The organism is Streptomyces candidus (assembly GCF_014207445.1).
Lineage (GTDB): Bacteria > Actinomycetota > Actinomycetes > Streptomycetales > Streptomycetaceae > Streptomyces > Streptomyces candidus.
Map to the genome: position 1 here is coordinate 31,059 of NZ_JACHEM010000006.1, position 12,262 is coordinate 43,320.

Annotated in this window: 12 protein-coding genes and 1 pseudogene; 5 read left to right on the forward strand and 8 right to left on the reverse strand. The window is 72.8% G+C overall.

Going from position 1 to position 12,262, the window contains the following annotated elements; translation table 11 throughout:
- Window positions 1-10 precede the first annotated feature (10 nt).
- The 3 genes and pseudogenes from yczE to HNQ79_RS13215 all read left to right on the forward strand — a co-directional run bounded on the left by yczE (window position 11) and on the right by HNQ79_RS13215 (window position 2,287).
- Entirely contained in the window at window positions 11-724 is a 714-nt protein-coding gene (yczE, locus tag HNQ79_RS13205; protein ID WP_185030438.1) for a membrane protein YczE, read from the forward strand.
- Window positions 725-752: 28 nt separating this feature from the next.
- Window positions 753-1,490: pseudogene (locus tag HNQ79_RS13210) on the forward strand (glycerophosphodiester phosphodiesterase family protein); the annotation flags it as partial.
- Window positions 1,491-1,912: 422 nt separating this feature from the next.
- The gene (locus tag HNQ79_RS13215) at window positions 1,913-2,287 is read left to right on the forward strand and encodes an RNA polymerase-binding protein RbpA (protein ID WP_142215978.1); all 375 of its coding nucleotides are present in this window, start codon (window positions 1,913-1,915) and stop codon (window positions 2,285-2,287) included.
- 125 nt (window positions 2,288-2,412) lie between these two features.
- Here the strand turns inward: HNQ79_RS13215 and fxsA are convergent, their stop codons facing one another.
- The 4 genes from fxsA to HNQ79_RS13235 all read right to left on the reverse strand — a co-directional run bounded on the left by fxsA (window position 2,413) and on the right by HNQ79_RS13235 (window position 6,574).
- Window positions 2,413-3,027, reverse strand: coding sequence for an FxsA family membrane protein (gene fxsA / locus HNQ79_RS13220; RefSeq protein ID WP_185030441.1), 615 nt, complete (start codon window positions 3,025-3,027; stop codon window positions 2,413-2,415).
- A gap of 115 nt (window positions 3,028-3,142) precedes the next feature.
- Entirely contained in the window at window positions 3,143-3,910 is a 768-nt protein-coding gene (locus tag HNQ79_RS13225) for a polyprenol monophosphomannose synthase (protein WP_185030445.1), read from the reverse strand.
- 475 nt (window positions 3,911-4,385) lie between these two features.
- Window positions 4,386-6,044: an amidohydrolase gene (locus HNQ79_RS13230; RefSeq protein ID WP_185030447.1), complete on the reverse strand. Its 1,659-nt coding sequence runs from the start codon at window positions 6,042-6,044 to the stop codon at window positions 4,386-4,388.
- Between the two features lie 89 nt (window positions 6,045-6,133).
- Entirely contained in the window at window positions 6,134-6,574 is a 441-nt protein-coding gene (locus HNQ79_RS13235; RefSeq protein WP_185030450.1) for an Lrp/AsnC family transcriptional regulator, read from the reverse strand.
- A 288-nt stretch (window positions 6,575-6,862) separates the two neighbouring features.
- On the opposite strand from HNQ79_RS13235, the gene HNQ79_RS13240 reads away from it, so the two are divergent.
- Window positions 6,863-7,297, forward strand: coding sequence for a hypothetical protein (locus HNQ79_RS13240; RefSeq protein ID WP_185030453.1), 435 nt, complete (start codon window positions 6,863-6,865; stop codon window positions 7,295-7,297).
- Window positions 7,298-7,359: 62 nt separating this feature from the next.
- Here the strand turns inward: HNQ79_RS13240 and HNQ79_RS13245 are convergent, their stop codons facing one another.
- From HNQ79_RS13245 to HNQ79_RS13260, 4 genes are all read right to left on the reverse strand, one after another.
- Complete coding sequence (locus HNQ79_RS13245) at window positions 7,360-8,532, reverse strand: acyl-CoA dehydrogenase family protein (protein WP_185030456.1); 1,173 nt, start codon at window positions 8,530-8,532, stop codon at window positions 7,360-7,362.
- A gap of 158 nt (window positions 8,533-8,690) precedes the next feature.
- Complete coding sequence (locus HNQ79_RS13250) at window positions 8,691-8,834, reverse strand: hypothetical protein (protein ID WP_185030459.1); 144 nt, start codon at window positions 8,832-8,834, stop codon at window positions 8,691-8,693.
- 493 nt (window positions 8,835-9,327) lie between these two features.
- Window positions 9,328-9,480 (reverse strand): SCO1431 family membrane protein, encoded by a 153-nt coding sequence (locus HNQ79_RS13255; RefSeq protein WP_185030462.1) that lies wholly within the window; start codon window positions 9,478-9,480, stop codon window positions 9,328-9,330.
- A 111-nt stretch (window positions 9,481-9,591) separates the two neighbouring features.
- Entirely contained in the window at window positions 9,592-10,845 is a 1,254-nt protein-coding gene (locus HNQ79_RS13260) for a C39 family peptidase (protein WP_229923564.1), read from the reverse strand.
- A 549-nt stretch (window positions 10,846-11,394) separates the two neighbouring features.
- On the opposite strand from HNQ79_RS13260, the gene HNQ79_RS13265 reads away from it, so the two are divergent.
- Window positions 11,395-11,979, forward strand: coding sequence for a uridine kinase family protein (locus HNQ79_RS13265; RefSeq protein ID WP_185030465.1), 585 nt, complete (start codon window positions 11,395-11,397; stop codon window positions 11,977-11,979).
- Window positions 11,980-12,262: the final 283 nt, after the last annotated feature.

A 12,262-nucleotide genomic window follows, 5' to 3' on the forward strand; every position in this document is an offset into this window, starting at 1 on the left:
ACAGAGTGTCATGCATCAGTCCACCATCACCACCCCAGGGGGGCACCACTTGTCCGGGTCATCACGGTCCACGGATCTCTACCGGCGGCTGGCACAGCTGTACGTCGGCCTCGCCCTGTACGGGGCGAGTTCGGCGGCGCTGGTACGCGCGGGGCTGGGCCTCGAACCCTGGGGGGTGCTGCATCAGGGGCTTGCGGAACGCACCGGGCTCACCATTGGGGTCGTCTCGATCATCGTCGGGGCGGTGGTGCTGCTGCTCTGGATACCGCTGCGGCAGCGGCCCGGCCTGGGCACGGTCTCCAACGTCGTCGTCGTCGGCCTCGCGATGGACGGCACACTGGCCCTCGTGCCGGAGGTGCACGGGCCGGCCGGAAGGATCGCACTGCTGGTCGGCGGGATCGTGGTCAACGGGGCGGCGACCGGGCTCTACATCGCTGCCCGGTTCGGTCCCGGGCCGCGCGACGGCCTGATGACCGGCCTGCACGCGGCGACCGGGCGATCGGTGCGGCTCTCCCGTACCTGCGTCGAGGTCGCGGTCGTCGTCACCGGGTTCGTGCTCGGCGGGACCGTGGGCGCGGGCACGGTGCTGTACGCCCTGGCCATCGGTCCGCTCGCACAGTTCTTCCTCCGCGTGTTCGCCACGCCCGCGCCCGCCCCGGCCGGGTCCGCCGCCCGGGACGTCCCGCGCGATCCGGAGCAGGGGCGGGCGATACTGCCCGGGTGAACCGCGCTCTTCAGCACAGCTATCTGGACATCCGGCACCGGTTGTTCCGTTCGCCCACCGCGGCGGGGCGGCCGACGGCCTGGAGAACACCGCGGCCGCCTTCCGCCGGGCCGCCGATGAGGGCTACCGCTACTTCGAGACGGACATGCACGCCACGGCCGACGGCAGGCTGATCGCCTTCCACGACGCGACCCTGGACCGGGTGACGGACTCCGGCGGCCGGATCGCCGAACTGCCCTGGAGCCGGGTGCGCGAGGCCCGGGTGGCGGGTTCCGTGCCGCTCCCGCTCTTCGAGGAGCTGCTGGAGGAGTTTCCCGAGGCCCGCCGGAACGTGGACCTCAAGGCGGAGGCCGCCCTGCTGCCCCTGGTCGACCTGATCCGCCGCACCCGCTCCTGGGACCGCGTCTGTGTCGGATCGTTCAACGAGAGCCGCGTGGCCAGGGCGCAGCGTCTCGCCGGACCCCGCCTGGCGACGTCGTACGGAGTGCGGGGCGTACTGGCTCTGCGGCTGCGCTCCCTGGGCGTCTGGGCTCCGCTGCGCCGGGGCGCGGTGTGCGTCCAGGTGCCGGAGGCCCGGAACGGCGTACGGGTGGTCGACCGCCGCTTCGTCGCGGCGGCGCACGCACGGGGCCTCAAGGTGCACGTGTGGACGGTCAACGACGCCGACCGGATGGCCGCGCTCGTCGACCTGGGGGTGGATGGCATCATGACGGACCGGATCGCGACGCTGCGGTCGGTGCTGACCGAACGGGGCGTTTGGGCCTGATTCCGCGCCTCCCCTTCGCGCCTCGCGCCGGGAACGGTCGGCACCCACGAGAAGGACGTGCCCCGGGCCGGTGTTCTCCGCGGGGGGATTCATTCCGGTCGCGCGGGTACCCGTGCGGAAGGCCGGTGAGGCGGCAGGAAACTCCGTACCGGAAAGAATTTAGACCTTGAAGTAAAAGGCCGGTAGTGTACGCCTTTGGCCTGCCGGGCGGACCGTTACTGCGTGCTTGCGCAGGAAAATGCTTGGGTGACATCTACTGACAGATGTGACAAAGCGGTCACTGGTGGGTACAACAAGGGCGGCACGACGGGCGACGCACTGACCCGCAACGGGAATCTTTACCGCCGACCGGACGTTGACCGGATGACGACGACAGCGACAAATACCTGTCCTGTGGGCGACAAGCCCGGGAGGCACGATTCATGAGTGAGCGAGCTCTCCGCGGTACGCGGCTCGTGGTGACCAGCTACGAGACGGACCGCGGCATCGATCTGGCCCCGCGCCAGGCGGTGGAGTACGCATGCGAGAAGGGACATCGCTTTGAGATGCCCTTCTCCGTGGAAGCGGAAATTCCGCCGGAGTGGGAGTGCAAGGTCTGTGGGACCCAGGCACTTCTGGTGGACGGCGATGGGCCGGAGGAGAAGAAGGGCAAGCCCGCGCGCACGCACTGGGACATGCTCATGGAACGGCGCACCCGCGAGGAACTCGAAGAGGTCCTGGCCGAAAGGCTCGCGGTACTGCGTTCCGGCGCCATGAACATCGCGGTGCATCCGCGGGACAGCCGCAAGTCCGCCTGACGCCCTCGGGCATCCAGGCACTGGAGAAGTACAGCGCAAGAGCCGCGGGGTTCCGGCACACCGAGTGTGTGCCGGAGCCCCGCGGCTCTTGTCGTGCGCGGCTCTTGTGATCAGTGCCGGGGCGGTCAGGGCGTCAGTGGCGTCCGGGGTCCGTCTTCGCGGCGCGGCGGGTGGGCCGACGACGGGCCGTCGTCGCGGATGACCTCTCCCTGCACGACCTTGCCGTCCGGACGGTGCATGCGCGCCTGCTGGAACGCGTCGCCGAGGCTGCCGGGCTGCTGCGCGGCGTTCATGCGCCGCTCCAGCGACGTCTCCGTGTACTTGCCGAGAGCCGCGCGCACCGGCGGCAGCAGGACCAGCAGGCCGAGGGCGTCGGAGAGCAGACCGGGCAGGATCAGCAGGAGCCCGGCAAGCATCACGAAGCCGTTGCCGGAACCCTTGCGGCCCTGCCGTTCGGCGGCCGGGTCGTAGGCGCCGCCGCTCTGCTGCTGGCGCTGGATCGTCTCGCTGAGGTTCTTGAACGCGCGGCGGCCGGCCCGCTTGATCACGGCGCCGCCGAGCACCGCGCCGCCGACCAGCAGCAGGAAGACGGTGAGCCCTCCGGCCGCGTCGGCCACGAGGGTCAGCAGCCAGATCTCCAGCACCAGCCAGACGGCGAGGCCGAGAGGTACGAACGTGCGGGCACGGGAGCGCTTGCGGGCGCTCGTGGCAGCGGGCGGGGGCGGGGTGCCGGTCGTCATGTTCCCAGTGTGCCTGGCAGGGTGCCTGAACGGCGTAAAGAGGACGTGAGGAGGCCGGTGACCCTTCAAGCGCGGCAGGCGGGTTGTCAGGGCCGCAGAGGTCAGCGGGCCGAAGTCAGGAGGGCTTGCGGCCCAGGATCTTGCCGGTGCGTGAGCCGACACCCCACGCGGTGACCCGCCACAGGGCCTCGACGACGATGTCGTTGCTCATCTTCGACTCGCCGATCTCCCGCTCGACGAAGGTGATCGGGACCTCCACGACGCGGAAGCCGGCCTCGACCGCGCGCCGGGCCAGGTCGACCTGGAAGCAGTAGCCCTGCGAGGCGACCTCGTCCAGGCCCAGCCCCTGCAGCGTCTCGACGCGGAAGGCGCGGTAGCCGCCGGTGATGTCGCGGATCGGCACGCCCAGCAGCGTACGGGAGTAGAGGCTGCCGCCGCGGGAGAGGAACTCGCGGGACTTCGGCCAGTTCACGACGCGGCCGCCGGGCACCCAGCGCGAGCCGAGGACGAGGTCGGCGCCCTTGAGGGCGGTCAGCAGGCGGGGCAGTTCCTCGGGCTGGTGGGAGCCGTCGGCGTCCATCTCGACGAGGACGCCGTACCCGTGGTCGATGCCCCAGCGGAAGCCCGCCATGTAGGCGGCGCCGAGGCCCTCCTTGCCCTTGCGGTGCAGGACGTGGACCTGGTCGTCGGCCGCCGCGAGCTCGTCGGCGAGCTTGCCGGTGCCGTCGGGGCTGTTGTCGTCGGCGACGAGAACGTGCGCCTCGGGAACGGATTCCCGGACTCGCGCGACGATCGGCTTGATGTTCTCGGCCTCGTTGTAGGTCGGGATGATCACCAAAGCACTGCCGAGCGGGCCATAACGCTTCTGTCCGCCGTCGTTCACTGCTGCCCCTTTTCATGCCCGAACACAGAGGACCCACCATAGCGAGCGCGCGCGGGCGAGGGGTTGAGGGGCTACGGATGGGGGCCCGGCGTCCTTCGGGCCGACCAGGTGCCCGCCGGCTGCGGACATCCTCGCCGTTGTCTACTGAACGCCGGGGCCCTACCCGTGTCGCACCGGCGGCCGAAAAAACCTTCCCTCGCCCCCGAGGCGCGGGCGCTGAACCTGGTTCCCGGGGCGGCGGTGCCGGTGCGGCACTTCCGCCCCCATGACCCAGCGGCGTTCGACGACTGCGTGGAGGATTTCCGGCCGGACGTTTCGTGGTGGACCCGGCCGAACCTACCCGCCGGTGGCCGCTTTCTGTCAACACCTGTGCGACCTGCGGCGATTCGCCGAATCAGCAGGTCAGTGCCGACGGCGCGAAGAACCCGCCGGCCGCCAGGGGCTCACCGATCGGCGGTACGCGGCCCACCGGGCGTCACGCGTTCGGCCGTACGTGGACGGTCTGCCCGGCCACCACGGTGCGCAGGCACACCGGGAGCTGCGCGCCCGGCGCGAGGTCGGGGAGTCCGGGCGTGCCGGAGCGCGGGTCGGTGGACCAGCGGGCCACCCGGTCGTCGGGGGCCTGGACCACGAGGTCGCCGGTGCGCCAGATCGCGTAGTCGGCGGGCGCGCCGGGCACCAGGACGCCCGCGTCGTCGCGGCCGACCGCCCGCCAGCCGCCGCGGGTGTGGGCGGTGAAGGCGGCGCGTACGGAGACCCGGTGTGCGGGGGTGCGGTGGAAGGCGGCGGCCCGGACGGTGCCCCACGGGTCGAGCGGGGTGACGGGGCTGTCGGAGCCGAAGGCGAGCGGGACGCCGGCCTTGAGCATGGCGGCGTACGGGTTGAGGGTGCGGGCGCGCTCGGTGCCGAGACGCTGGGCGTACATGCCGTCGTCGCCGCCCCAGGCGGCGTCGAAGGCGGGCTGTACGGAGGCGGTGAGGCCGAGGTCCGCGAAGGCGGCGATGGTCTGCGGGGTGAGCATCTCGGCGTGCTCCACCCGGTGGCGGGCGGCGCGCACGCGGGCCAGGCCGACCTTCTCGGCGGCGGCCCGGACCCCGTCGACGACGGCGGTCAGGGCGGCGTCGCCGATGGCGTGGAACCCCGCCTGGAGGCCTTCCTCGGTGCACGCGGCGACGTGGGCGGCGATCGCCGCGGCGTCGAGGTGCGCGGTGCCGGTGTGCGGGGCGTCGGTGTACGGCTGGTGCAGGCAGGCGGTGTGCGAGCCGAGCGAGCCGTCGACGAAAAGGTCTCCCGCGGCGCCGATCGCGCCGAGTTCGCGGATGCGCCTGGCATCCTTCGCATGCGCGACCTGTTGGGCCCAGTAGCCGAAGACCCGCGGGCCGGGCCGCTCGGCGGCCAGTTCCAGCAGACCGGTCAGGTCCTCCTCGTCGGAGATGTCGGGTCCGGCGCACTCGTGGACGGTGCCGATGCCGAGCGAGGCGGCCCGTGCGAGGGCGGCGCGCTGGGCGGCACGGCGCTGCGCGGGGCTGACGGCCCGGTGCGCGGCGGCGCGCACCGCGTGGTGGGCGGCCCCGGTGAGGGGGGCGTCCGGGGCGTAACCCTTCAGGCCCGTGACACCGGGCACGAGAGCGAGGAGGGCGGTGCTGACGACCGCCGAGTGCACGTCGACACGGGGCAGGTAGAGCGGGCGCCCGCCGGCCGCGGCGTCGAGTTCGGCGCGCGAGGGGTGGCGCTGCCCGGGCCAGCGGGAGCTGTCCCAGCCGCCGCCGAGGAGGACCTCGCCGGCCGGGCGGGCGGCGGCGTGCTCGCGTACGAGCACGAGCGCCTCGTCCAGGGTGCGGGCGGCGGCCAGGTCAAGACCGGTGAGGGCGAGACCGGTCGCGGTGGTGTGCACGTGTGCATCCGTGAACGCCGGGGTGACGAGCGCGCCGTCCAGGTCGAGCACCTCGTCGACGCCGCTCGCGAAGGCGTCGGCCGCTCCCTCCGAGCCCACCCAGGCGACGTGCCCGCGCTCGACGACCATCGCGGTGGCGAAGGGGTCGGCGGGACTGTGGACCTCACCGCCGCGCAGCAGCACGGTGCGGTCCGCGGAGGCGGGAGAAGAAGGGGAGGAGGGGGCGGTGCGCTCGGTCATGGCAACAGTCTCGCGCAGCCCCCGGGACCCGGATGACCAGGGGGCCCGGTACCGGCTGCCGGACGGGGCCCGGACAGGGAGGGCGAGGCCTAGATGCGGGGCGGGCGGGCCTCGTACGGGGTGGACAGGACGACGGTCGTACGGGTGGAGACGCCGGCCAGGGTGCGGATCCTGGTGAGCAGGTGCTCGAGTTCCAGGGGGGTGGCCACCCGGACCTTGAGGATGTAGTTCTCGTCGCCGGCGACGCTGTGGCAGGCCTCGATCTCGTCGATGCCGGCCAGGCGTTCCGCGATGTCGTCCGGAGCACTGGGGTCGAAGGGCGCCACCGAGATGAACGCGGTGAGCGGCAGCCCGACCGCCTCGGGGTCCACGACCGCGGCGTACCCGCGGATCACTCCGCGCTGTTCCAGCCTGCGGACGCGCTGGTGCACCGCCGAGGTGGACAGGCCGGTGGCCTTTCCCAGGTCGGTGTAGCTCATCCGCCCGTCCTTGACGAGCAGGTCCACGATGTGACGATCCAACTCCTCCATGGACGGAGAACCTACAGGGCCGGGGGCTCGTGCGGCACCTGTGCGGCCTGCGTCTTGCCTGCTGGAACGCAGGGGGCCGCGGAGGGCGCGCGCATCTTCACGAACCGCCCCCGGGAAACCGTTCCGGACGGGTGGACCGGACACACTGCGGCGACCATGTGACGAAGGCCACACACCTGTGGCCGTGTCCTTCCCCGTTGTGGGGTTATCGCGCAGGCGCAGAGGGAAGTGCTTGGTGTGGTCGAGGCCGCAGCGCCTTGTCGGCCCACCTTTAGGGGGAGAGTCTCCATGCAGAACCTGAAGCGCACCGGACGCACCGAGCCGGAGCTCCCTGACATCGCGGACGTCGCCGACGTCACCGATGTCGCTTCCTTCCCTTCCGCCGGGGACGCCGGCGACGACTCGTACGACACCTTCGAGATGTACCGGGTGGTCTGCCCGGACTGTGCGCAGCCGATCGCTCTGCTCGCGGACGAGGACGTCCTCCCGGAGCACGCGAAGTGCCCCACCCCGTGGAACCCCTTCGGGCTGACCGCCTGCGCCGGTACCGGGCGGCCGGCCGCCGACGCGAAGCCGGCCGACGAGAGCCTGGCGGTCCAGGAGCAGGACACCGCACTGCTGCTGACGCTCCCTCAGGGACTCGACTGGCGGACGCAGCCGTTCTCGCACGTCGGGGGCCCGGGCTCGCGGCCGCTGAAGGTGCCGCGGCAGCGGGCCGCCTGACAGGCCCCTGCGGCGGCCCCGTTCCCTGACGGGAAACGGGGCCGTGCGGGGTCCGGCACGGCTCAGCGGGACTCCGGGCCCACCAAGTGGCGGGCGATGACCATGCGTTGGATCTGATTCGTGCCTTCGACGATCTGCAGGACCTTCGCCTCGCGCATGAAGCGTTCGACCGGGAAGTCGGCCGTGTAGCCGTAGCCGCCGAGCACCTGTACGGCGTCCGTGGTGACCTTCATCGCGGCGTCGGTGCAGAAGAGCTTCGCCATGGCCGCCTGACGGGAGAAGGGACGGCCGGCGTCGCGCAGCCGGGCCGCCGAGAGGTAGAGCGCGCGGCCCGCCTCGATCTGGGTGGCCATGTCGGCGAGCATGAAGCGCAGACCCTGGAAGTCGGCGATGGGGCGGCCGAACTGCCGGCGCCCGGTGGCGTAGGCGAGCGCTTCGTCGAGGGCCGCCTGGGCGACGCCGATCGCGCACGCGGCGATGCCCAGCCGCCCGGAGTCGAGGGCGGAAAGGGCGATGGCGAAGCCCTGACCCTCCTCGCCGATGCGGCGCGTGTCGGGGACGCGTACGCCGTCGAAGTGGAGCTGGGCGGTGGGCGAACCCTTCATGCCCATCTTCCTCTCGGGTGCGGCGGCGCTCAGGCCGGGCGCGTCGCCGGGCACGAGGAACGCCGTGATGCCGCGGGCGCCTTCGCCTCCCGTCCGGGCGAGGACCGTGTAGAAGTCGGCGATGCCGCCGTGGGTGATCCACGCCTTGGTGCCGGTGACGATCCAGTCATCGCCCTCGCGGACGGCCTTGGTGCGGAGCGAGGCCGCGTCGGAGCCGGAGGCCGGCTCGGAGAGGCAGTACGCGCCGAGGAGACCGCCGCCGAGCATGGCCGGCAGGTGGGCGGCCTGCTGCTCCTTGGTGCCGTATCCGGCCAGTGCGTGGCAGGCGAGGCTGTGCACGCTCACGCCGAGGCCGACGGTCAGCCGGGCCGCCGCGAGTTCTTCGAGCACCTGGAGGTAGACCTCGTACGGCTGGTCACCGCCCCCGTGTTCCGAGTCGTAGGGCAGGCCGAGCAGGCCGGACTCGGAGAGGAGCGAGAAGACCTCGCGGGGGAAGCGCCCGCTGTCCTCCTCGGCTGCGGCCTGCGCAGCGATCTCCCGCTGGACCATGTCGCGCACGAGCGCGAGAAGGTCACGGGACTCCTCGGTGGGCAGCTGTCGTTCCACCGGCTGCGGAGCGCGGTCGGGCATTGCGGCGTCCTCCCTGTCGGGCGCGGCGGCAGGCGCACGCGCAGGGTGTGGCGGCGCCGCCGGGTCTCACTACTGCCAGCCTGAAGGACCCCTCCGGGTTACGGAAGTGGACTGTCCGGGGCTGTGGCGGCTGAGTATGCCCGATCACCCCCGTTCCGTCACGCGTCGGAAATGCGCAGGCCGGGCCGGGCGGGGCGGTGTTGGGCGACTGCGTCGTCCAGCGGCGGGGCGGGGCACCGGGGAACGAGTCCGGCGATGGCTTCCGGAGTCCCGTGCGGCAGCGCCACGACGAGGTCCGCCACCTCCTCCCGGGACGGCACAGGGTGCTTGAGCCAGTCGGGGATGATGCCTTCGAAGCCCGCCGGCCGGCCGAGCAGGGCGGGTCCGGCCGCCGTGGGATGTCCGTACGGCCGTACGCGCTCTCGGCCGGGGTGGCGAGCAGTTGTGCGCGGACGCCGTCTCGGATCGTCTGCATCTGTCCGCCGCCGGTCACGACGGTGCGGTACACGGCCCGGTGCTGCTGCGCGCAGCGGAGGGCAGTCGCGGTGCGCAGGACCCGTTGGGCGCACGGGAGTTCGGGGCGGCCGGCGGCGCACGCGACGAGGTCCGCGAGGGAGCCCTCCACGGCGGCCGGGCGACAGCCCCGCTCGTTCGTGCAGTGGTAGTGGATCAGGCCCTCGGCGGTGCCGTGTGTCACCGGAAGGTTGGCCGCAGTATGGCGCGGACCGCTCTCCGCGCTCCTGCGCTGCGCACCGCCCAGTCCCGGTGGGCGCGCGGAAGGCGCCGGGAGCCGGACTACAGCAGGCCCGCGCCCGTCACGAACATGGCGACGACGATCACCAGGGTCCAGCCGAGCACGTGCTCGAAAAGCGTCGGCCCGTCGAGGTCGTCGGGGCCGCCCGTACGGGTGCGGAGGCGGGCGGAGAGGGCGGCGGAGGCTGCAGTCATCGGAAGCTCGCAGTACGTGGGGAACATGCGGAACGGTCGCTTCCACATTGCCAGCGGGTCCGGCTCCGGGACAGATGACGTTGGTCACTGTCCCGGAGCCGGCGGGCGGCCTCAGCGCACTCCGACCGCCGCGAGAGCCTTGCGCTGGGCGGGCGTGGCGTCCAGGGGCCAGTAGAGGTAGCAGATGCCCCCTGTGCCGGACGCCACGTTTCCGCGCGCGTCGTACCGCTTGGTGCGCAGCCAGACGTTCTCGAACTCCCGCCTGCGGTAGACGCGGCGGACGGCCTCGTTCGTGGGCGCGGCCGGGTCGTTCGCGATCACGTCGCCCGCGTCGGTGAAGCCGACGACCGTCAGCAGATGGCCCGAGGTGCCGTAGCCCGCGCCCGACAGCTCCTCCTTGCGAAAGGACTGCGAGGTCGTGACGGGGATGCCGGCACGGATGAGGACCGCCAGGTCCTCCAGCGACCCCAGGCGGGTGACCACCGCGTTCATGTCCGGGTACGAGGCGGCGTACGCGGCGTTGAACGGCCAGTTGCCGCAGCCCTTGTACTGGTGGTCGTAGGTGTGGCGGGCCGCGTGGCACACCTGGGGGTCGGCGTACGAAGGGTCCACCCAGGCCAGCTCCTGGGGGGCCGGCCCGCGCCCCCAGTACTCCAGGACCATGGTCGTGGAGGTGGGGCTGCACCACGCCTCTCCCCCGTTGTCGTACTCCGGATACTGGCCCACGTGGATCTCCTGCGAGAGGCACGGCACCCGCAGCTCCCCCGTACGGCGCGGCGCGGACGCCGGGACGGTGAACCTGTCCGGCACGTCGGAGGCCATCGCCCCGAGCCGCCACAGCGTCGGTGTGTGCCCCGAGCCCGGCAGCCGGTGGAGGGTGACGCGCAGCCGGTGTCCGGTGAGGCGGATGCCGGACGCCGGGTCGGCGACGGCGAGGGTGTCGGTGGAGACGCTGCTGCGGCCGTCGGACTGGCCGTCGACGGAGCTGCGCCGGATGTCGGTGTCGGCGGCGGCCCAGCGGCCCATCACGTACCAGGGGCTGCGGGACCCGTCGGTGTACAGGGCGCACAGCTCGACGGCGAGCCAGGTGCCGGGCGGGGTGTCGGCGTTCCAGGAGGCGACGATCTCGGTGGCGGGGACGCCGGTGCGGTACAGGGGCGAGGTCCACACCGCGTACTCGTAGGTCCCGGTACGCCCGGTGTGCGGGTCGCGGTGGGCCGTCAGCCCGTCCGGTGCGCCGATGACCAGGCCGGGGCGGCCGCCACCGACGGCGCGGGTCCCGTCCCCGGTGCCGGAGCGCCAGTCGGCGTACGTGGTCCAGAAATGGTTGTCGACCGGGCGGGGCTGCCGGGGCGATGGAGACATGCGGGGCTCCCGTTGTCCTGCGGCGGCGCGTGCCGCCGCCGCAGGGGCGGCGGGAAGCAACGGCACGGTGGCGGCGAGCGCGGCGGCCAGGACGGTTCTGCGCGCGGCGGACGGGAGGCCGGGGTCCGCCGGGGCGCGGGATGCCGGGTCCGCAGCCGTCGGGACGGAGCACGTGGGAGCGGGTCCTCCCGGGGCGGGACCTTCCGCGTCGCGGCGCGCCGGGGCGGAGGGTGCCGGTTCCGGACCCGTCTGGGCTGGGCCCGCCGGGTCGCCGTGCGTCGAAGCGGGTGCCGCCGGGTCCGGCGGGGTGTGGTCGGGGCTGGTCAAGGTCGGGGACCCCCTGTCGTTGCGGATCGGCACGGGCCGAGCGTGCGAGCCCGTGAAGGCGGTCCGGCGAGCGCGGTCCGGGCAGGCGCTGTGCCTGTCCCGGCGGAACTTCCCGGCACCCCGGACCGCCCATACTGCGACCGGCCCGCCCCCGCGCCCGCGACGGCACGCGGGAACCGTGCGCCGATCCGGCCGCGAGCCATCCCTCGTAGGGTGGCGCGGGTGAACAGCCTCGATCCCCTCGCCGCCCGGCTCCGCGCCCTGCCACCGTCCTGCGGTCCGGTGCGTCTGGTCGCCGTGGACGGGCACGCGGGTTCCGGCAAGAGCACCTTCGCCGCGCGCCTGTCCGACGCGCTGGGCGCGGCCCCCGTACTGCATCTGGACGACCTGGCCAGTCACGAGGAGCTGTTCGACTGGACCGGCCGGCTGCGCTCGGGGGTGACCGGCCCGCTGTCCCGCGGCGAGTGCGCGCGGTTCGCGCCGTACGACTGGACGCGCCGCCGGTTCGGGCCGGCCCTGTACGAGCTGCCGCCCGCCCCGGTCGTGCTCATGGAGGGCGTGGGTGCGGGCCGGCGCGCACTGCGCCCCTTCCTTGCCCACCTCTTCTGGATGGATCTGTCGGCCGCACGATCCTGGCGGCGCGGCCGGGAACGGGACGGAACGGAGCAGTCCGCTTTCTGGGACGGCTGGACTGCGGCGGAGGCCCGGCATTTCTCGTCGGATCCTTCCCGTCCGTTCGCCGACACTCTGGTACGGCAGGGACGGGAGGGGTACGAGTGGCGCCCGGGACTCCGCACGACCGCGTGAGCGAACCGATCCATCACCCTGTGTGACCGCCCGGCGAGTGTCGCGCAGGACGGCGAAAACCGCGCACGCGAGTGCCTCAACTGTGCTTGACCCAGGGGGCGTACAGGTCTTACGTTCTCAATGTGCGGCTTTTCGAAGCCGCCCGCAGACACGAAGCCCCCGGTTGTTCCCCCGTGATCGGGGGCTTCGTTCTGCCCTCAGCCACCTCCCCCGACCGCACGGCAACCCGGTTCGCTCACCCAGGGTCACCATCCGTGCGGGACTCGTTGCACCCTTATTCACC

Bases quoted from the DNA above. Each gene is read 5' to 3' on its own strand.
- HNQ79_RS13245 (WP_185030456.1), bottom strand. From the start codon at position 8,532: ATGCCCGACCGCGCTCCGCAGCCGGTGGAACGACAGCTGCCCACCGAG.
- HNQ79_RS13215 (WP_142215978.1), top strand. From the start codon at position 1,913: ATGAGTGAGCGAGCTCTCCGCGGTACGCGGCTCGTGGTGACCAGCTAC.
- HNQ79_RS13255 (WP_185030462.1), bottom strand. From the start codon at position 9,480: ATGACTGCAGCCTCCGCCGCCCTCTCCGCCCGCCTCCGCACCCGTACG.
- HNQ79_RS13240 (WP_185030453.1), top strand. From the start codon at position 6,863: ATGCAGAACCTGAAGCGCACCGGACGCACCGAGCCGGAGCTCCCTGAC.
- fxsA (WP_185030441.1), bottom strand. From the start codon at position 3,027: ATGACGACCGGCACCCCGCCCCCGCCCGCTGCCACGAGCGCCCGCAAG.
- HNQ79_RS13235 (WP_185030450.1), bottom strand. From the start codon at position 6,574: ATGGAGGAGTTGGATCGTCACATCGTGGACCTGCTCGTCAAGGACGGG.
- yczE (WP_185030438.1), top strand. From the start codon at position 11: ATGCATCAGTCCACCATCACCACCCCAGGGGGGCACCACTTGTCCGGG.
- HNQ79_RS13260 (WP_229923564.1), bottom strand. From the start codon at position 10,845: ATGTCTCCATCGCCCCGGCAGCCCCGCCCGGTCGACAACCATTTCTGG.
- HNQ79_RS13230 (WP_185030447.1), bottom strand. From the start codon at position 6,044: ATGACCGAGCGCACCGCCCCCTCCTCCCCTTCTTCTCCCGCCTCCGCG.